The organism is Pseudomonas fluorescens, from assembly GCF_012974785.1.
Lineage (GTDB): Bacteria > Pseudomonadota > Gammaproteobacteria > Pseudomonadales > Pseudomonadaceae > Aquipseudomonas > Aquipseudomonas fluorescens_BT.
Genome location: NZ_CP027561.1, coordinates 2,244,156 through 2,260,199 on the forward strand (window position 1 = coordinate 2,244,156; position 16,044 = coordinate 2,260,199).

Here is a 16,044-nt window from a genome sequence, read left to right on the forward strand (position 1 = left end):
CTTGGCCATAATGCGGCAACTTATAACTGTTCATTGATTTCAGTGATGTCTGCTCATGAAAACCGTGGCAATGGTGTTGTTTCCCGAGTTTCTACTGCTCGATATGGCCGGGCCGCTGGAAGTGTTCTCGGTTGCCAACCGATACCTTAAGCCGGACGACCATTATCAACTGACGCTTCTGGGGACTGAACGCGGGCCGCTGCGTGCCTCCAATGGTGTGCGGGTGCATACCGACGGGCATATCGACGAAGCCGGCGATCGCTATGACTTGCTGTTGGTGCCAGGCGGACCCGGTGCCTACAACAAAAAATGTCCGCCGCTGCTGGACTGGCTCAAAGGTGCGGTCAGTCGTGCCGGGCGCTACGGTTCGATTTGCACGGGTGCCTTCGTGCTTGGCTACGCCGGGCTGCTGGATGGGTATCGCGTGACCACCCACTGGAACTACACCGAGCGCTTGATCAAGGGCTTTCCCAAGGCAGATGTCGCGACCGACCAGATCTTTGTCGAAGACCGCAACCTGATCACCTCGGGGGGCGTGACAGCCGGAATCGATCTGGCACTGGCGGTGGTGGCCCGCGATCACGGCAAAAAACTCGCTCAGGATGTGGCCAAAGTGCTGCTGGTGGTGATGAAGCGCCAGGGCGGACAGGCGCAATTCAGTCCGCTGATGGCAGCGGTTGCGCCACAGGAAACCCCCGTCACCCGTGTACAGAACTACGTTCTGGAGCATCTTGAGGAAACCTTCACCGTTGAGCGCATGGCCGGTGTGGCGAACATGAGTGCACGCCATTTCGCCCGCCTGTTTGCACGCGAAGTCAACATGACGCCCATGGAGTTCCTGCAAAGTGCACGCATCGACTGCGCGCGCAATCTGCTGGAGACCAGCGATCTGCCGCTGAAGACAGTGGCCTACAAAAGCGGTTTCGGCAGCGTGCGGCACATGCGTTTTCTGTTCGGCGAAAAGCTCGGATTGACCCCGGCTCAATATCGCGAGCAGTTCAGCTAGAGCTGTTCTGTCCGTTACGGGCATCCGGATGTCCGTGCTGGGCCCCGCATGGTGGTTGTGCCGTCATCGATGCCTGCGAAGATAACGGACATGAACAGTCTTTACGAATTGAGCTCGGCGTCGGTCCTGCGTTTCGGCCCGTACGCATTCCATTTGCGGCAACGGTTGATCCTCGAGGGGGATCGGCAACTGCGCATGGGCGGTCGTGCGCTGGACATTCTGCAAGTGCTGGTCGAGCGTGCCGGTCAGGTGGTCGGCAAGGAGCAGTTGATCGCGCTGGTGTGGCCGACGTCGGTGGTCGAGGAAATCAATCTGCGGGTGCACATCGCGGCGTTGCGTCGGGCGCTTGGCGACGGCGAGAACGGTCAGCGCTATATCATCAATGTGCCACAACGCGGGTACAGCTTCGTCGCGCCGGTACAGAGCGACGCTGTTGCGCAAGTGGTGTTCGAAAGTCTGCAAGTGCCGCAGCACAATCTGCCTGCACGGTTGATGCCGGTCACAGGTCGCGATTCGCTGGTCGGCAGTCTGGTTCGGCAACTGCCCTTGTCCCGGCTCATGACAGTGACGGGAGCTGCCGGCGTCGGCAAAAGCACGGTAGCACTGCGTGCAGCGGAGCTGCTGCTGCAACATTTTCGTGACGGCGTGTGGCAGGTCGATCTGTCGCTGATCGACGAAGACACCCCGCTCCTCGATCACCTGCTGCAAACCCTCGACATCGATTTCCCCACACTGGCGGGGCGCCACGCGTTGCTGGTGCTGGACAATTGCGAACACCTGCTTGAAGCCTGCCGCAGCCTGCTGGAAACACTGCTCGACGCAGCGCCCCGTCTGTCGATCCTTGCCACCAGCCGCGAACCGTTGCGTCTCGGTCTGGAAGTTCTGCAGCCACTGCCGCCCCTGACCCTTCCCAAAGCCTCGGCGCTCAACAGTGTCGATGAAGTCATGGGCTATTCGGCGGTGCAACTGTTTGTCAGTCGGGCCCGTGCGCGTCAGCACGGCTTCTGTCTGCGTGAGCAGGATCTGGAAACGGTGCGCGATATCTGTCGGCGACTCGATGGTCTGCCCCTGGCGATCGAACTGGCAGCAGCGCAGATCGATGCGCTGGCGTTGGTCGGGTTGCAGTCTCAACTGGACCACGGTCTGCAGGTCTTGAGTCACGGTCGGCGGACGGCCGTGCCACGCCACCAGTCGATGAAGGCCGCACTGGACTGGAGTTATCAGCGCTTGAGCGAACAGGAACAGCGCGTGCTGCAACGGTTGTCGGTGTTCAGGATGGCGTTCACTCTGGATGCCGCAATCGGTGTGATCAGTTGCGCGCAATTGCCACCCTCGACACTGGTGGCAGTCGTTGAGCAATTGGCGGCCATGTCGTTACTGACGATGGATCGATCCAGTGGGACATTGCGCTATCGAATGCTCAACACCACGCGTCGCTATGCCCGCGAACAGCTGGAGCAGGGCGGCGAGCTGAATGAAGTCGAGCGTCGGCATGCGCGTTATCTGTGCCGCACGCGCCTGAGCTCAAGCGGCCGACTGACCGCGCAGTTCGTCGAGCAGTAAGCGCACCTTGCGCAAGTCCGGGGTGGCATAGCCTTCGGTGAAGCGCTGGTAGACCGGCGTCAGCAAATCGAGTGCCTCACGATAGCGCGACTGACGCTGCCACACCTGCGCCAGCGACGTTGCGCTGCGCAGTTCCCAGGCCAGGGCACCTTGGGTCCGGGCAATCTCGAGCGATTGCTGCAAGGCGCTTTCGACCGTGTGGTGACAGGGCGATTCAGCGGCCAGCAATCGCTCGGCCCGGGCCCGCAAAATCTCCGCAGTACTCCAGCCGGCCGCGCCGCTTTGTGCTCGTTCAAGCAGTGCATCGTCAACGAAACCCGGATCCAGCGTGACCATGATTTCCCTGACCAGACCGCTGTCGGCGGGCGGGATGGCGGGGGATTTGTCGGCGTCAATCACCTGCGCGTAGTGCCGCGCCCACGTGTAGAACAGCAGCACCGAATGCTTCTGCGCCTGTTCGAGCAACAGTTGCAGCAGCGCCCGGGCGTTCTGTGTATCTCCGTTGTAATGGGCGATCAGGCACGAGGCGAGTGCCAGGGTGTAGCAGATCGAGGTGCCGTGGTTGATCTGCATTGCGATGTCCAGCGCCTGCCGCGCCGTACGCCACGCCTGTTCGGGAAAACCTTGCAGCCACAGCACCCGGGCGAGGACGGTCAGTGAGGCGACGCTCTGATCGTATTGCACGCCGAAACCGTGGGTGAAGCGGTTGAGGTGGCCGCTTTGAGCCATGCGCTGGATCACCTGCTCGGCGTGGATCCGTGCCTGGTGCTGATCGCCGGCGTAGTGCAGGGCGAGCACCCGCAAACGGTGGGTGCTCAAGGACAATTGCGCGTCGCCGTGCAGGCCGAGGGTTTCAAATTGCTCGCTCTGCTCCAGCGCCATGCGGTAATGGCCGCAACTGAGATTGACCGCCATGTGCCCTGACACGGCACGCAACTGGCCGGCCATGTCGTCGTGCTTCTGTGCCAGCAGACGGGCGCTGACGAACGCTTCGATAGTCTCCGGCGTGCCGCCCCAGGTGTGGTAACAGGCGCTGCCGAGGGCCAGTTTCAAGGCGATTTCCAGGCGCGGACAGGGTTCTTCCGATGACGCGAGCAACGCGAGTGCCCGACGCACATGAACGCCGTACTCCTTGAGCAAGGACAGCTCCTGCCACAACGGCGCCGAAGTGGCCGTCAGGCGCACGCCAAGATGACGCGAGCCTTCATCGTTCAGTGTCCACTCAAGCGCTGCCCGCAGATCTTCCAATCCTCGGGCGTAGCGCTCGATCCACACCCCGGTCGGCGTGTTTTCCCATTCGGCCTGGGCCTGATGCATCAGTGCCAGGCAGCGTTCGGCATGACGCTCACGGGATTCGCCGAGTTCGGCAGCCTGCTCGAGTTTTTCCAGGGCATAGCGGCGAGTGGTGTCGAGCAGGCGATAGAACACTTCTTCATCGCCGACCTCGACATTGAGCAGCGATTTGGCGACCAATTGCGTGATCGAGGCGAACACTTCGCCAGGCTCGATATGCTGGCCCACGATCACCGCGGCAGCAGACTCCAGCGTGAAGGCGCCACGAAATACACCCAGGCGACGCAGACCGGTCTGCTCGCAGGCGTTGAGCAGGTTAAAGCTCCAGTCCAGCGTGGCGCGCAAGGTTTCATGGCGTCCGAGACTGGTCTGATTGCCTGCCGGCAGACGCCCCTGCAACTGGCTCAGCAAACCGCCCAGGCCGAGGTTCGCTACTTGCGCGGCAGCCAATTCCAACGCCAGCGGGATGCCATCCAGCCGGCGACAGATTTCGATGATCACGGGCAGGTCGGCATTGTCCGGCTCAAAGTGCTCGTGGGCGGCCATCGTCCGCTCGACGAACAGTTGCAGTGCGGAGAATTCCATTGCCTGATCTCGGTCGAGCACCGCAATCGGTGGCGGGCAGTCGAGGGATTCCAGGCGCTGCACATACTCGCCCTCGGCGCGCAGGCTTTCGCGGCTGGTGGCCAGGATATGCACCTGCGGCGCGCCACGCAGGAGACTCTCGCCAAGCAGCGCCACGGCGTCGATCAGGTGCTCGCAGTTGTCGATCACCAGCAGCATCTGCCGTTCGCGCAGGCTGTTGATCAGGCAGGCCATCGGTTCATTGTCGTGCAATGAAAGATCCAGCAGGGCGGCGAGGTGAGAGCAGATCGAGCCCGGATCGTTGAGTGGCGCCAGATCCAGCAGACGAATCCCGTCGCGATAACGACCGATCAGTTGCTCGGCGACGCGCAAGGCCACGGTGGTCTTGCCGATGCCGCCGGGGCCGACCAGGGTGATGCAGCGCTTTTTCGGCAATTGCGCCATCAGGTTGTCGATCACGGTCTGGCGGCCGATCATCCGTGTGCGCCGCAATGGCAGGTTATGTCGGCCGATAGGGGCGGCGGCGGGGCGCTGTTCGATGGACTGCAACAGGATCGGCGCGACGAAACTGTAACCGCGCTGCGCCACCGTGACGATGTAGCGCTGCCCGGCCTGACCGTCGCCGAGCGCCTTGCGCAAGGCTGCCATGTGCACGCGCAAGTTGATGTCTTCCACCACGCTGTCCGGCCAGACTTCGGCGATCAATTGCTGCTTGCTCACCACCTCGCCGGCGTTGGCCAGCAAGATCAGCAGAATGTCCATGGCACGGCGTCCCAGGCGCAAAGGCTGGTCGCCCTCGAGCACCAGGCGCTGGTCAGTGTGGATCCGATAGGGGCCGAAACCGATGGCCTGATTCGGGGAAAGACTCAACCGCTCACTCCTTCATTGTTCTTGTGATCCTGCCCCGGCGTAGGTGAAAAAACCGTGACGGGCAGGGCGGATGGCGACTTGAAGGTCATGCAAGCCGTCTGGTCCGCCGTTTCCGAGCATATTCCTCAGGATTGGGTGTCAGCGCAATGCGCACAAAGGTTTGCTGCTGGAGCATCTATCGGTATGCGGCGTCATCACTACCGTATTTAAAGGCTCGAACCTGTGCCTGCCTGCCCGACAGAGGAGGAAAATTAACAACGATTAACTCGTCCACGCCTGCTCCAGAGCCAAAACTCCAAGGCAATGGAGTGCATACGTCTAGAGGACGCTGCGATGAGCAAGGTAGTAGTGGTCTATCACAGTGGCTACGGGCACACCCGCGTCATGGCCCAGGCTGTGGCCGAAGGTGTGCAGCGCCACTTGGGCAGTACCTGCCTGCTGTTGGCGGTGGAGGATGTGGAGGCCCATTGGGACGAATTGCACCGTGCCGATGCGATCATTTTCGGCGCGCCGACTTATATGGGCAGTGCGTCGGCGGCGTTCAAGCAATTCATGGAAGCCACGGCGTCGTTCTATCTGGTTCGGCCGTGGCGCGACAAACTCGCCGCAGGATTCACCAACTCCGGCAGTCTGTGCGGCGACAAACTCAATACCCTGCTGCAAATGGCGGTGTTCGCGGCCCAGCATTCGATGATCTGGGTCGGGCTTGATCTGCTGCCGGCCCGTGCTGGCGCCAGTGGCTTCGACGGCCAGTTGAATCGCCTTGGCAGCTCCCTTGGGGCCATGTCCCAATCGTCTGTCGAGAAACCGCCCGAGCACGCCCCTCCGCTGGAGGACCGCCTGACCGCTGTGCATCTGGGGGAGCGGGTGGCGCGACTGGCTCAGCGCATGGCCCGGGGATGAAAGCGGCTCAACGTTTTTTCATGACCTGACAGCGCCAGGCAAACGGGTTGATCCCTTCACTGCGAGTGAAAATATGACAGAAGTGCGACTGATCGCAGAAGCCGCACTCCAGGCTGATCTGCGTCAGGCTGTGATCGGTGTGCTGGATCAACAGTTTGGCCCGGGCGATCCGCTGGGTGCGGATCCAGTCCTGTGGCGAGAGCCCGGTGCTGCATTTGAACGCCCGGGAAAAATGACTGCGTGACAACGCACAGGCACTGGCCAGCTCAGTGACCTCCAGGGGTTCGCCCAATCGTTCCAGGATCAATTGTTTCACCAGTCGTTCCCGCTGCGGGCTGAGGCCCCCGGTGCCGATTTTGCGGGATTCGCTGGCAGGGACGCGGGCGACGGTTTGCTGAGAAGGAGCCATGGCCAAGTACCTATCGGGGGCGGGAGTACACGGTCGGTGCGTTCCCACAGGTCAATGAAACAACGCTGTGCAGAGGGTTTCATTGTTTGGCGCAGGGCAAAGACTGACGAGTTAAACGTTGTTAATTCCGCGGCCGGACCTGATTTCGAATGGCCGCCGATCTAGTAAAGTGCGTAGCACTTGCGCCTGGCCAAAAAGGAAAACACGCCCATGAACCGAAACGATCTGCGCCGCGTCGACATGAACCTGCTGGTGATCTTCGAAGCACTGATGTTCGAAAAGAACCTGACCCGCGTCGCCGAAAAACTGTTCATGGGCCAACCGGCAGTGAGCGCGGCGCTGGGACGCCTGCGCGATCTGTTCGACGACCCATTGCTGTTGCGCAACGGTCGCGGCATGGAACCGACGGCGCGGGCGCTGGCGATTCTTCAGGAGCTGCAACCGGCGATGGACGTGATTTCCGGCGCGGTCAGCCGGGCCAAGGAATTCGATCCGGCCACCAGTTGCGACGTCTTCCGCATCGGCCTGTCGGATGACGCCGAGTTCGGTCTGTTTCCGCCATTGCTGCGCCAGTTGCAGGAAGAGGCGCCGGGGATTGTGGTCGTGGTGCGTCGCGCCAACTACCTGCTGATGCCGACGCTGTTGGCGTCTGGGGAAATCTCCGTTGGTGTGAGCTACACCACCGATCTGCCGGCCAACGCCAAGCGCAAGAAACTGCGCGACATTCCCTGCAAGGTTCTGCGCGGCGATGACCGCCCGGGGCCGCTGACCCTCGATGAATACTGCGAGCGACCCCACGCGATGGTGTCGTTCTCGGGTGATCTGAGCGGCAACATCGACGTGGACCTGGCCAAGGTCGGCCGCAGCCGCCGCGTGGTGCTCGGCGTGCCACAGTTCAGCGGTTTGCGCGCCTTGCTCGCCGGCACCGAGATGATCGCCACCGTGCCGGATTACGCGGCATGTGCGTTGGTCGAAGGATGTTCGTTGCGGGCTGAGGATCCTCCGTTCCCCATCGATGCGGCGCAGCTGTCGATGGCCTGGAGCGGGGTGCATGACAACGATCCGGCGGAGAAATGGCTGCGGTCGCGGATCAGTCAGTTCATGTCGGTATCGCTGGATATTCCGGTGTAACAAGACCTGAAACACAATTCGTTTGTCGCCTTGTAACCCTGTGGGAGCGAGCTTGCTCGCTCCCACAATGATTTTGTGTCGTTCTTGCGTTCTGTGTGTTTTCGCAAAGAGAGCACACCCATCCAATTTCCCCCCCGATCAATCGTTGCACCATGGCCTGCAATGATTGATCAAGGGTGGGCCCATGAACGCTATACAACGCAATGACCAGGCGCAAAACCTCGGCCTGCTGTTCCTGCGGGTCACCGGCGGCTTGTTTCTGCTGTTCGTCCATGGCTTGCCCAAGCTGCTGGATTTCACTGCGCAACTGCAACAGATCGAGGACCCGTTCCACCTCGGTTCCCACCTCACTTTGATTCTGGCGATCTTCGCCGAAGTCCTCTGCCCACTGCTGATCGTCGCCGGGGTGCTGGCGCGTCTGGCGTGCTTGCCTATTCTGTTTGTGCTGCTGGTGGCGTTGCTGGTCGTGCATCCGCAATGGAGTGTGGCCGAAGGGCAGTTCGGCTGGTTGCTGCTGATCCTCTTCACCACTGTTCTGATCGCCGGGCCGGGACGGCTGGCGCTCAATGTTCGTTTGCCCGGAGTGCTCCGTTATGCCTGATGCCCAGAACCCGAAAAAACCGGGACCCGAAGAAACCGTGACGCTGATCGTCAAGCACCGGGTCAAGGCCGGTTTCGAACAGCCGTACGAAGCGTGGCTGCGCAATATCGTCAGCGTGGCGGGGCGCGAAGAAGGGCATCTTGGCGTGGATGTTATGCGCAGCCAGCAGGGCGGGCTCGCGCTGTTCACCTGCGTGCTGCGTTACTGCTCGACCGACGCGATGCAGCGCTGGCTCGACTCGCCGCAACGTCAGAAGCTGATCGATGAAGCCGCGCCCATGCTCGCCGACGGCGACCAGACCGAAGTCAACGCAGCCAACGAATTCTGGTTCACGCCGCTGGCCGAGGCCGGGTCGCCGCCACCGCGCTGGAAGCAGGCCGTGGTGACGCTGCTGGTGATCCTGCCGCACACCTTGCTGGTGCCGCTGATCTGGGGGCCGCTGCTGCAACTCAATGCGTTCCTGTCCAACTACGTGGTCGCCACGTTCCTGATCACCCTGACCATCGTGGTGTCGGTGGTCTACGTGTGCATGCCGGCCGCCACCCGATTGTTCGCGCCATGGCTGACCGCCAGTCAGCCCCATGAACACCTGGAATCCAACGCCAACCCGCCGCGCTGAAGCGGTGGGTCCGGGCTTCGTTTCACTTATCTCGAAGGAACTGCGATGAACGCCGATCTGATTCTGTTCAATGGCCAATTTCATACGGTAGACCGCGAAAAACCTCTCGCCAGTGCGGTGGCGATCAAGGACGGACGCTTTGTCGTCGTCGGTAACGATACGCAGGCCATGGCCCTGCGCGGCGCAGGTACGCAAGTGGTCGATCTCAAGGGTCGCTGTGTGATTCCCGGGCTCAACGACTCGCACTTGCACCTGATCCGTGGCGGCCTGAACTACAACCTCGAATTGCGTTGGGAGGGCGTGCCGTCGCTGGCCGATGCGCTGCGCATGCTCAAGGATCAGGCCGATCGCACGCCGACCCCGCAATGGGTGCGCGTGGTGGGTGGCTGGAACGAATTCCAGTTCGCCGAAAAACGCATGCCGACCCTTGAAGAAATCAACCAGGCGGCGCCGGACACCCCGGTGTTCATTCTGCACCTGTATGACCGCGCGCTGCTCAACCGCGCCGCGTTGCGCGTGGCTGGCTACACCCGCGACACGCCGAACCCGCCGGGTGGCGAGATCGTGCGTGATGCCAACGGCAACCCGACCGGCATGCTGGTGGCGCGGCCGAACGCGATGATTCTGTACTCGACGCTGGCCAAGGGGCCCAAGCTGCCGCTGGAATATCAGGTCAACTCGACTCGTCAGTTCATGCGCGAGCTCAATCGCCTCGGTCTGACCAGCGCCATCGATGCCGGCGGCGGTTTCCAGAACTACCCGGACGATTATCAGGTGATCGAACAACTGGCCAAAGACGACCAGTTGACCGTGCGCATCGCCTACAACCTGTTCACCCAGAAGCCGAAGGAAGAGCTGACCGATTTCCAGAACTGGACCGGCAGCGTCAAGTTGCATCAGGGCGATGACTTCCTGCGCCACAACGGCGCTGGCGAGATGCTGGTGTTCTCGGCGGCGGACTTCGAAGACTTCCTCGAACCGCGCCCGGACCTGCCGCAGACCATGGAACAGGAGCTGGAGCCGGTGGTACGCCATCTGGTCGAACAGCGCTGGCCGTTCCGTCTGCACGCCACCTACAACGAATCCATCAGCCGCATGCTCGATGTGTTCGAGAAGGTCAACCGCGACATTCCGTTCAACGGCTTGCCGTGGTTCTTCGACCACGCCGAAACCATCACCCCGCAGAACATCGAACGGGTGAGGGCGCTGGGCGGTGGTATCGCGATTCAGGATCGCATGGCGTTCCAGGGCGAATACTTCGTTGATCGCTATGGCAAACAGGCTGCCGAAGCCACGCCACCGATCAAACGCATGCTCGCCGAAGGCGTGCCGGTCGGCGCGGGCACCGATGCCACTCGTGTTTCCAGCTACAACCCGTGGACTTCGCTGTACTGGATGGTCAGCGGTCGCACCGTTGGCGGTCTGGCACTGTACGAAGAAGGTTTGCCACGCACCACCGCGCTGGAACTGTTCACCCACGGCAGCGCCTGGTTCTCGTCCGAGCAGGGCAAGAAAGGCCAGATCAAGGTCGGGCAACTGGCGGATCTGGCAGCGCTGAGCGCGGACTTCTTCCACGTCGAAGAAGAAGCGATCAAGTGGATCGAGTCGGTGCTGACCGTGGTCGGCGGCAAGATCGTGTACGCCGCTGGCGACTTCGAAGACCTCGGCCCACGTTCGCTGCCGGTGCTGCCGGACTGGTCGCCGGTGGTGAAGGTGCCGGGCCACTGGCGCCCGAATTCGCCATTGCAGGCGCAGGTGCATCAATGCAGCGGCCCGTGCGCGGTGCATACCCACAGCCATGAAAAAGCGCGGATGTCGAATGCGCCGGTCAGCGATTTCGCCGGTTTCTGGGGCGCGTTCGGTTGCTCCTGCTTCGCTTTCTGATCCTTTTGAAAAAGCGCCGTTCTGCGTGAGCGGCGCTCCCCGCAACAACCATCCATCGAGGAGTTTCACATGAGCAACGTTCCTTACAAACGCTTGAACAAAGACGACGCCGTGGTTCTGCTGGTCGACCACCAGACCGGCCTGATCTCGCTGGTGCAGGATTTCTCGCCGAACGAGTTCAAGAACAACGTGCTGGCACTGGGTGACATCGCCAAGTTCTTCAACCTGCCGACCATCCTCACCACCAGTTTCGACAGCGGCCCGAACGGCCCGATCGTGCCTGAACTGAAAGAGCAATTCCCGGACGCGCCATTCATTGCCCGTCCTGGCCAGATCAACGCCTGGGACAACGAAGACTTCGTCAAGGCCATCAAGGCCACCGGCCGCAAGCAACTGATCATCGCCGGTGTGGTGACTGACGTGTGCGTGGCGTTCCCGACCCTGTCGGCCATCGCTGAAGGCTTCGAAGTGTTCGTGGTCACCGACGCTTCCGGCACCTTCAACACCACCGTGCAACAAGCGGCGTGGGCGCGCATGTCGGCTGCCGGCGCGCACCTGCTGAACTGGTTCGCTGTAGCCTGCGAGCTGCAGGGCGACTGGCGCAACGACATGGAAGGCCTGGCGAACCTGCTGTCCCAGCGTCTGCCTAACTACCGCAACCTGATCAACAGCTACACCAAGTTCACTGCCAAGTAATCGGTAGAAGAAAAAAATGCCCGCTGAAGAGCGGGCATTTTTTTGCGGTGTTGATAGGGGGTATTTCAATTTGAGAACCAGCCCTCACCCCAGCCCTCTCCCGGAGGGAGAGGGGGCCGATTGAGGTGTTTGGGAGAAATACATCGACCTGGAAGTTTTGAGTCGTACTCAGGACCCGAACAGCATGGAGATCCGCCCCCTTTCCCCCTCGCCCCCTGGGGGAGAGGGCTGGGGTGAGGGGTAGATCTTGAAGGTGGCAACGATTCTGAACCCGCAAACATTATCGCTTCTGCAACCACCCCAAAAACCCGCCCTTGCGAACCGGCACAGGCTTGGCCATCAACGCCAGCCGACTGTTCTGCTGCCGCACCGCCTGCAACTTGTTCAACGCCTGGCCCACTTCACTGCGCTGCTCCATGCACTGGCGAGTCAGGTTCTTGTCGAGGCGATAAATGATCGAGGACGTCAGTGCGGTAAACGTCGCCTGCGAAGGCGTATCCGCGAGGATGCTTTGCTCGCCCATGACCTCGCTTGGCCCCATGCGCCCAGCCTCGGTGAAACCGTTGCCATCCGGCACGCTGGCGCTGACCACGCCGGTGGCGATCACGAACAGGCTGTCCGGCACTTCCTCAAGATCAAGCACCACCTGCCCGGCGCTGTACTGCTGCGCGACCATCGATTCGGCGAGGCGATCGCGTTCTTCATGGCTGAGCGAGCGGAAGATTTTCACTTCATCGAGCAAGGCACGGGCGCGGGTCGAAGGTTCGATCACGCCATCGGGGTGGCGCGAAATGCCGGCCGCTTCGAGATGACGGTGGGCGAGGTCGAACAGTTGATTGCGCACCTCACCTTTCTTGCCCAGTTCAGCGATAAAACCGCTGGCCACGTATTCCGACATTTCTTCGCCGGCCTCTTTCAGTACTGCTTTCGGCGCCGGCGTCAGCAGCAGGCTGCTGCTGCCTTGCAGCGTGCGGTCGAGGGCGTCCAGCACGCGGCGCGGACGGATGTGGTTCGGCACCTTGATGCTGATCGACACGCCATGCAGGTTGTTCGGGCGGCTGAGGTTGACGATTTTGGCCTTGGCCGCCACCGAGTTCGGCACTACGGCCAGGGTTCCGGCGCCGGTCAGCAGATGTGTGGCGCGCCAGTCGATGTCGAGCACCTTGCCTTCGACGCCGTCGATCACCACAAAATCGTCCACCTGATACGGCTTGGTGGTGTTGAGCACGATGCCCGAGAACACGTCGCTCAAGGTGCTTTGCAGCGCCAGACCGACCACGATGGCGAACACCCCGGAGGTGGCGAGCAGGCCTTTCACCGGCAGCTCCAGCACATAACCGGCCGCTGCGACGATGGCCGCCAGAAACACCAGCGCACCGATCACGTCCTGCAACAGCCGGCCGCTGTGGCCGATGCGGCGCATCAGGATCAGGCCGATCACTTCGGTCAGCGCCCGCGCGGCGTACAGCCACCAGAAAATCCCCAAGGCCGTTGCGCCAAGCTGGGCAACCGGGTCATCGGCAAACAACGGCGCCTGCAACGGGCTGACGCCGGCATTGATGATCAGCGCGCTGAAGGCCAGAAACAGCACCAGCCGCACACCGACCCGTTGCGCACGATGCTTGAACGGCGCGAGGTGCCAGAGCAGGGCGTCGAGCACCAGCAACAGGGCGCTCCAGGACAGCAGGTGGGCAGAAAAAAGGCTCATGGGATGAACTCCGGCGGGCACCAAAGAAAACGCCACACCCGAAGGTGTGGCGAGTGGCTGGACTCAGTTCAGATGGGTCTTCAGTTCTGCCGCGGCCTGACGCACGGCGGCCTTCACTTCAGGTATGCCGTTCAGCGGGTTGAGCAGGCCGAAGTCGTGAATCATCCCGTTGTAGCGCACCGAGGTCACCGGCACACCCGCCGCGTCGAGATGACGGGCGTAGCCTTCGCCTTCGTCACGCAGCACGTCGAACTCGGCGGTCTGCACCAGCGCGGCGGGCAGGCCCTTGAGCTGTTCGGCGCTGGCGTTGAGCGGCGAGGCGTGGATCTGCGCGCGCTCGGCCGGGTTGGTGGTGTAGTTGTCCCAGAACCACTGCATCATGCCCTTGGTCAGGAAGTGGCCCTCGGCAAATTGCTGGTACGAGCCGTTATCGAACCCGGCGTTGGTCACCGGCCACATCAGCAACTGGAAGCGCAGGGCCGGGGATTTCTGTTCCTTGGCCATCAGCGCCACGACCGCCGCCATGTTGCCGCCGACGCTGTTGCCGGCCACCGCCAGACGCTTGCCGTCGACACCGATCTCCTTGCCGTGCTCCGCCACCCACTTCGTCGCGGCGTAAGCCTGATTGATCGCCGTCGGGTACTGTGCTTCCGGCGACGGCGTGTAATCGACATACACCGCGACCGCGCCAGAACCCACCACCAGATCACGAATCAAGCGTTGGTGCGTCGGGTAGTCGCCCAGTACCCAGCCGCCACCGTGAAAGAACATGAACACCGGCAGATCGCCTTTGACCTTGGCCGGACGCACCACTTTCAGGTTGATCGTCTGGCCGTCGACCTTGATCGCCTTGTCGCTGACTTCAACACCGGACAGGTCAACCTTCACCGAAGCCTGGGCGCCGGTCAGCACCGCACGGGCGTCTTTCGGGCTCAGTTGCTCCAGCGGTTTGCCGCCGCCGGCGGCGAGGGCATCGAGGAAGGCCTGGGTGGTGTGTTCGACCCCAGTGCCTTCGGCGGCGAAGGCGTTGCCGATGGACAGGGCGAGGAGGGAAGCGGCGAGGGTTTTCTTGATGTTCATGTGCAATTCCTTTTTAAGTCGTTTGAGTTTTTGTATGCCTTGGGATCGGGCTGCTGTGGCGCTGGGCTTCAGGCCTCAGCAACACCGTGAGCACAGATTAATGAGGTGCCGGAAAGTGAAAAAGCGGCTATAAAGCGTTTAACTGTCAACCAGAGAGTGACAATGAACCCGTTCGAAGACATGCGTATTTTTTGCCAGGTCATGGACTCCGGCAGCTTCACGGCGGCGGCCGATCAGTTGGGCCTGTCCAAGCAGTTCGTCAGCCGCCGGTTGATGCAGCTGGAGGAGCGCCTTGGCGTGCGTTTGCTCAACCGCTCGACCCGGCGCCTGGACGTGACGCCGCTGGGCCAGAGCTATTACGAATCGGCGCTGCGTTTGCTCGGTGAAGTGGAATCGGTGGAGCAGGGCATCGCCGGGCAGACCGCCGAGCCGCGGGGGGCGATTCGCGTGAGTGCGCCGCTGTCGTTTGCGCTGGCGCATCTGGGCTGTTTGCTGCCACCGTTTTTGCAGCGTTATCGCGAGGTCACGGTGGAGGTGGACCTGAGCGACCGGCCGGTGGATCTGCTGGGCGAGGGTTACGACCTGGCGCTGCGCATCGGCGTGCTGGAAGATTCGACCCTGATTGCCCGTCGCATTGCCGCCATCGAGCGGGTGTATTGCGCCAGTCCTGGGTATCTGGCCGAGCGTGGCACACCGCTCAAACCGGAAGACCTGCTCAGTCACGACTGCCTGCCATACGGCCACGGACGTTCGGTGCAATGGCGGTTCAACGCGGGGCAGGGCAAGCCGCAACTGGTGAATGTCACCGGGCGGATGCGGGTCAACAATGGTGAGTTGCTCAGGGATGCGGCGGTGGCGGGGATGGGGATTACTTATCTGCCGACGTTCATTGTCGGCGCGGCGCTGAAGGATGGGCGGCTGGTGCCGGTGCTTGATGATTTGCGTCCGGAGCCGCTGATTCTGTCTGCGGTGTACCCGCAACATCGTCAGGCATCGCGGCCGGTGCAGGCGTTGATCGAGTTTTTGCGCGAGCGGCTGGATCAGACAAAAGGCGTTTTGTAGGCGCTACAAAACATTGTGGGAGCGGGCTTGCTCGCGAAAACGTCAGGTCTGTCATTCCTGTATTGACTGATCCACCGCTTTCGCGAGCAAGCCCGCTCCCACAGGGGTAGGGCGTTTCAAGGTGATTTAGTTGGCGCGCTTGTCATCACCCGGCTCGCCGCCAACGTGTACACCATGGTCATCGCCGGCCTCGCCTGCGCGGTGTACGCCATGGTCATCGCCGATTTCACCGGCCCGATGAACGCCATGATCGTCGCCCGCTTCGGCGTGGGTGCCGTTGCGTCCTGAAGAAGCGCTGTCACCGGAATGGCCCGAGCCATGGTCGCTACCGCTGTGGCCGCTGTTTCCACCGCCGCCACTGCCACTGTTGCCACCACTGCCGCCGCCACCGTGGCTACCGCCATTGCCGCCGCCGCCACTGCCACCGCCACCGCCTCCACCACCGCCCCCATTTCCGCCGCCACCACCGCCACTACCTCCGCCGCCGCCACCACCGCTTCCTCCACCCCCACTTCCACCTTCCTTGGCCTGAACGCTGGACACCCCGGACAGGTTGTCCGGGATCAATACGGTGGACGCCGACAGGACTGCGCCGATGGCCATTGCGAGCATGAGCTTTTGAATGTGCATATCG

At 62.0% G+C, this 16,044-nt stretch carries 14 protein-coding genes; 9 read left to right on the forward strand and 5 right to left on the reverse strand.

All coding sequences use genetic code 11. From position 1 onward, the window contains the following. Positions 1-55: 55 nt before the first annotated feature. The gene (locus tag C6Y56_RS10050; protein ID WP_169429710.1) at positions 56-1,006 is read left to right on the forward strand and encodes a GlxA family transcriptional regulator; all 951 of its coding nucleotides are present in this window, start codon (positions 56-58) and stop codon (positions 1,004-1,006) included. A gap of 90 nt (positions 1,007-1,096) precedes the next feature. Continuing rightward, entirely contained in the window at positions 1,097-2,569 is a 1,473-nt protein-coding gene (locus C6Y56_RS10055; protein ID WP_169429711.1) for an ATP-binding protein, read from the forward strand. On the opposite strand, the gene C6Y56_RS10060 is transcribed toward C6Y56_RS10055, so the two are convergent. Next, on the reverse strand, positions 2,531-5,317 hold the full coding sequence (locus C6Y56_RS10060) for an ATP-binding protein (protein ID WP_169429712.1): 2,787 nt from the start codon (positions 5,315-5,317) through the stop codon (positions 2,531-2,533). The two genes, C6Y56_RS10055 and C6Y56_RS10060, sit on opposite strands and share 39 nt — an antisense overlap. 333 nt (positions 5,318-5,650) lie before the next feature. Between C6Y56_RS10060 and C6Y56_RS10065 the strand changes: the two genes are divergently transcribed. Continuing rightward, entirely contained in the window at positions 5,651-6,220 is a 570-nt protein-coding gene (locus tag C6Y56_RS10065) for a flavodoxin family protein (RefSeq protein ID WP_169429713.1), read from the forward strand. Positions 6,221-6,227: 7 nt separating this feature from the next. Here the strand turns inward: C6Y56_RS10065 and C6Y56_RS10070 are convergent, their stop codons facing one another. After that, positions 6,228-6,629, reverse strand: a complete 402-nt coding sequence (locus C6Y56_RS10070; RefSeq protein WP_169429714.1) for a helix-turn-helix domain-containing protein — start codon at positions 6,627-6,629, stop codon at positions 6,228-6,230. A 210-nt stretch (positions 6,630-6,839) separates the two neighbouring features. Here C6Y56_RS10070 and C6Y56_RS10075 point away from each other — a divergent pair, with 210 nt between their 5' ends. From C6Y56_RS10075 to ycaC, 5 genes are all read left to right on the forward strand, one after another. Continuing rightward, on the forward strand, positions 6,840-7,760 hold the full coding sequence (locus C6Y56_RS10075; protein ID WP_169429715.1) for a LysR family transcriptional regulator: 921 nt from the start codon (positions 6,840-6,842) through the stop codon (positions 7,758-7,760). Between the two features lie 184 nt (positions 7,761-7,944). Then, positions 7,945-8,361, forward strand: coding sequence for a DoxX family protein (locus tag C6Y56_RS10080; protein ID WP_169429716.1), 417 nt, complete (start codon positions 7,945-7,947; stop codon positions 8,359-8,361). Next, entirely contained in the window at positions 8,354-8,980 is a 627-nt protein-coding gene (locus tag C6Y56_RS10085; protein WP_169429717.1) for an antibiotic biosynthesis monooxygenase, read from the forward strand. Before C6Y56_RS10080 ends, C6Y56_RS10085 begins: the two co-directional genes overlap by 8 nt. A gap of 45 nt (positions 8,981-9,025) precedes the next feature. Beyond that, on the forward strand, positions 9,026-10,864 hold the full coding sequence (locus C6Y56_RS10090) for an amidohydrolase (RefSeq protein ID WP_169429718.1): 1,839 nt from the start codon (positions 9,026-9,028) through the stop codon (positions 10,862-10,864). Positions 10,865-10,933: 69 nt separating this feature from the next. After that, positions 10,934-11,560, forward strand: coding sequence for an isochorismate family cysteine hydrolase YcaC (gene ycaC, locus C6Y56_RS10095; RefSeq protein WP_011333417.1), 627 nt, complete (start codon positions 10,934-10,936; stop codon positions 11,558-11,560). A gap of 280 nt (positions 11,561-11,840) precedes the next feature. Here ycaC and C6Y56_RS10100 read toward each other — a convergent pair whose 3' ends face one another. Both C6Y56_RS10100 and C6Y56_RS10105 read right to left on the reverse strand, forming a co-directional pair. Next, the gene (locus tag C6Y56_RS10100) at positions 11,841-13,268 is read right to left on the reverse strand and encodes a mechanosensitive ion channel family protein (protein ID WP_169429719.1); all 1,428 of its coding nucleotides are present in this window, start codon (positions 13,266-13,268) and stop codon (positions 11,841-11,843) included. Between the two features lie 63 nt (positions 13,269-13,331). Beyond that, positions 13,332-14,348, reverse strand: a complete 1,017-nt coding sequence (locus C6Y56_RS10105) for an alpha/beta hydrolase (RefSeq protein WP_169429720.1) — start codon at positions 14,346-14,348, stop codon at positions 13,332-13,334. Positions 14,349-14,510: 162 nt separating this feature from the next. Here C6Y56_RS10105 and C6Y56_RS10110 point away from each other — a divergent pair, with 162 nt between their 5' ends. Further along, on the forward strand, positions 14,511-15,410 hold the full coding sequence (locus C6Y56_RS10110; RefSeq protein ID WP_169429721.1) for a LysR family transcriptional regulator: 900 nt from the start codon (positions 14,511-14,513) through the stop codon (positions 15,408-15,410). 126 nt (positions 15,411-15,536) lie between these two features. Here C6Y56_RS10110 and C6Y56_RS29390 read toward each other — a convergent pair whose 3' ends face one another. Beyond that, positions 15,537-16,040: a hypothetical protein gene (locus C6Y56_RS29390; RefSeq protein WP_169429722.1), complete on the reverse strand. Its 504-nt coding sequence runs from the start codon at positions 16,038-16,040 to the stop codon at positions 15,537-15,539. Positions 16,041-16,044: the final 4 nt, after the last annotated feature.

What these genes read in the sequence shown, in the direction of transcription:
- C6Y56_RS10050 (WP_169429710.1), top strand. Translation starts at nt 56, where the DNA reads ATGAAAACCGTGGCAATGGTGTTGTTTCCCGAGTTTCTACTGCTCGAT.
- C6Y56_RS10055 (WP_169429711.1), top strand. Translation starts at nt 1,097, where the DNA reads ATGAACAGTCTTTACGAATTGAGCTCGGCGTCGGTCCTGCGTTTCGGC.
- C6Y56_RS10065 (WP_169429713.1), top strand. Translation starts at nt 5,651, where the DNA reads ATGAGCAAGGTAGTAGTGGTCTATCACAGTGGCTACGGGCACACCCGC.
- C6Y56_RS10070 (WP_169429714.1), bottom strand. Translation starts at nt 6,629, where the DNA reads ATGGCTCCTTCTCAGCAAACCGTCGCCCGCGTCCCTGCCAGCGAATCC.
- C6Y56_RS10075 (WP_169429715.1), top strand. Translation starts at nt 6,840, where the DNA reads ATGAACCGAAACGATCTGCGCCGCGTCGACATGAACCTGCTGGTGATC.
- C6Y56_RS10080 (WP_169429716.1), top strand. Translation starts at nt 7,945, where the DNA reads ATGAACGCTATACAACGCAATGACCAGGCGCAAAACCTCGGCCTGCTG.
- C6Y56_RS10085 (WP_169429717.1), top strand. Translation starts at nt 8,354, where the DNA reads ATGCCTGATGCCCAGAACCCGAAAAAACCGGGACCCGAAGAAACCGTG.
- C6Y56_RS10090 (WP_169429718.1), top strand. Translation starts at nt 9,026, where the DNA reads ATGAACGCCGATCTGATTCTGTTCAATGGCCAATTTCATACGGTAGAC.
- ycaC (WP_011333417.1), top strand. Translation starts at nt 10,934, where the DNA reads ATGAGCAACGTTCCTTACAAACGCTTGAACAAAGACGACGCCGTGGTT.
- C6Y56_RS10100 (WP_169429719.1), bottom strand. Translation starts at nt 13,268, where the DNA reads ATGAGCCTTTTTTCTGCCCACCTGCTGTCCTGGAGCGCCCTGTTGCTG.
- C6Y56_RS10105 (WP_169429720.1), bottom strand. Translation starts at nt 14,348, where the DNA reads ATGAACATCAAGAAAACCCTCGCCGCTTCCCTCCTCGCCCTGTCCATC.
- C6Y56_RS10110 (WP_169429721.1), top strand. Translation starts at nt 14,511, where the DNA reads ATGAACCCGTTCGAAGACATGCGTATTTTTTGCCAGGTCATGGACTCC.
- C6Y56_RS29390 (WP_169429722.1), bottom strand. Translation starts at nt 16,040, where the DNA reads ATGCACATTCAAAAGCTCATGCTCGCAATGGCCATCGGCGCAGTCCTG.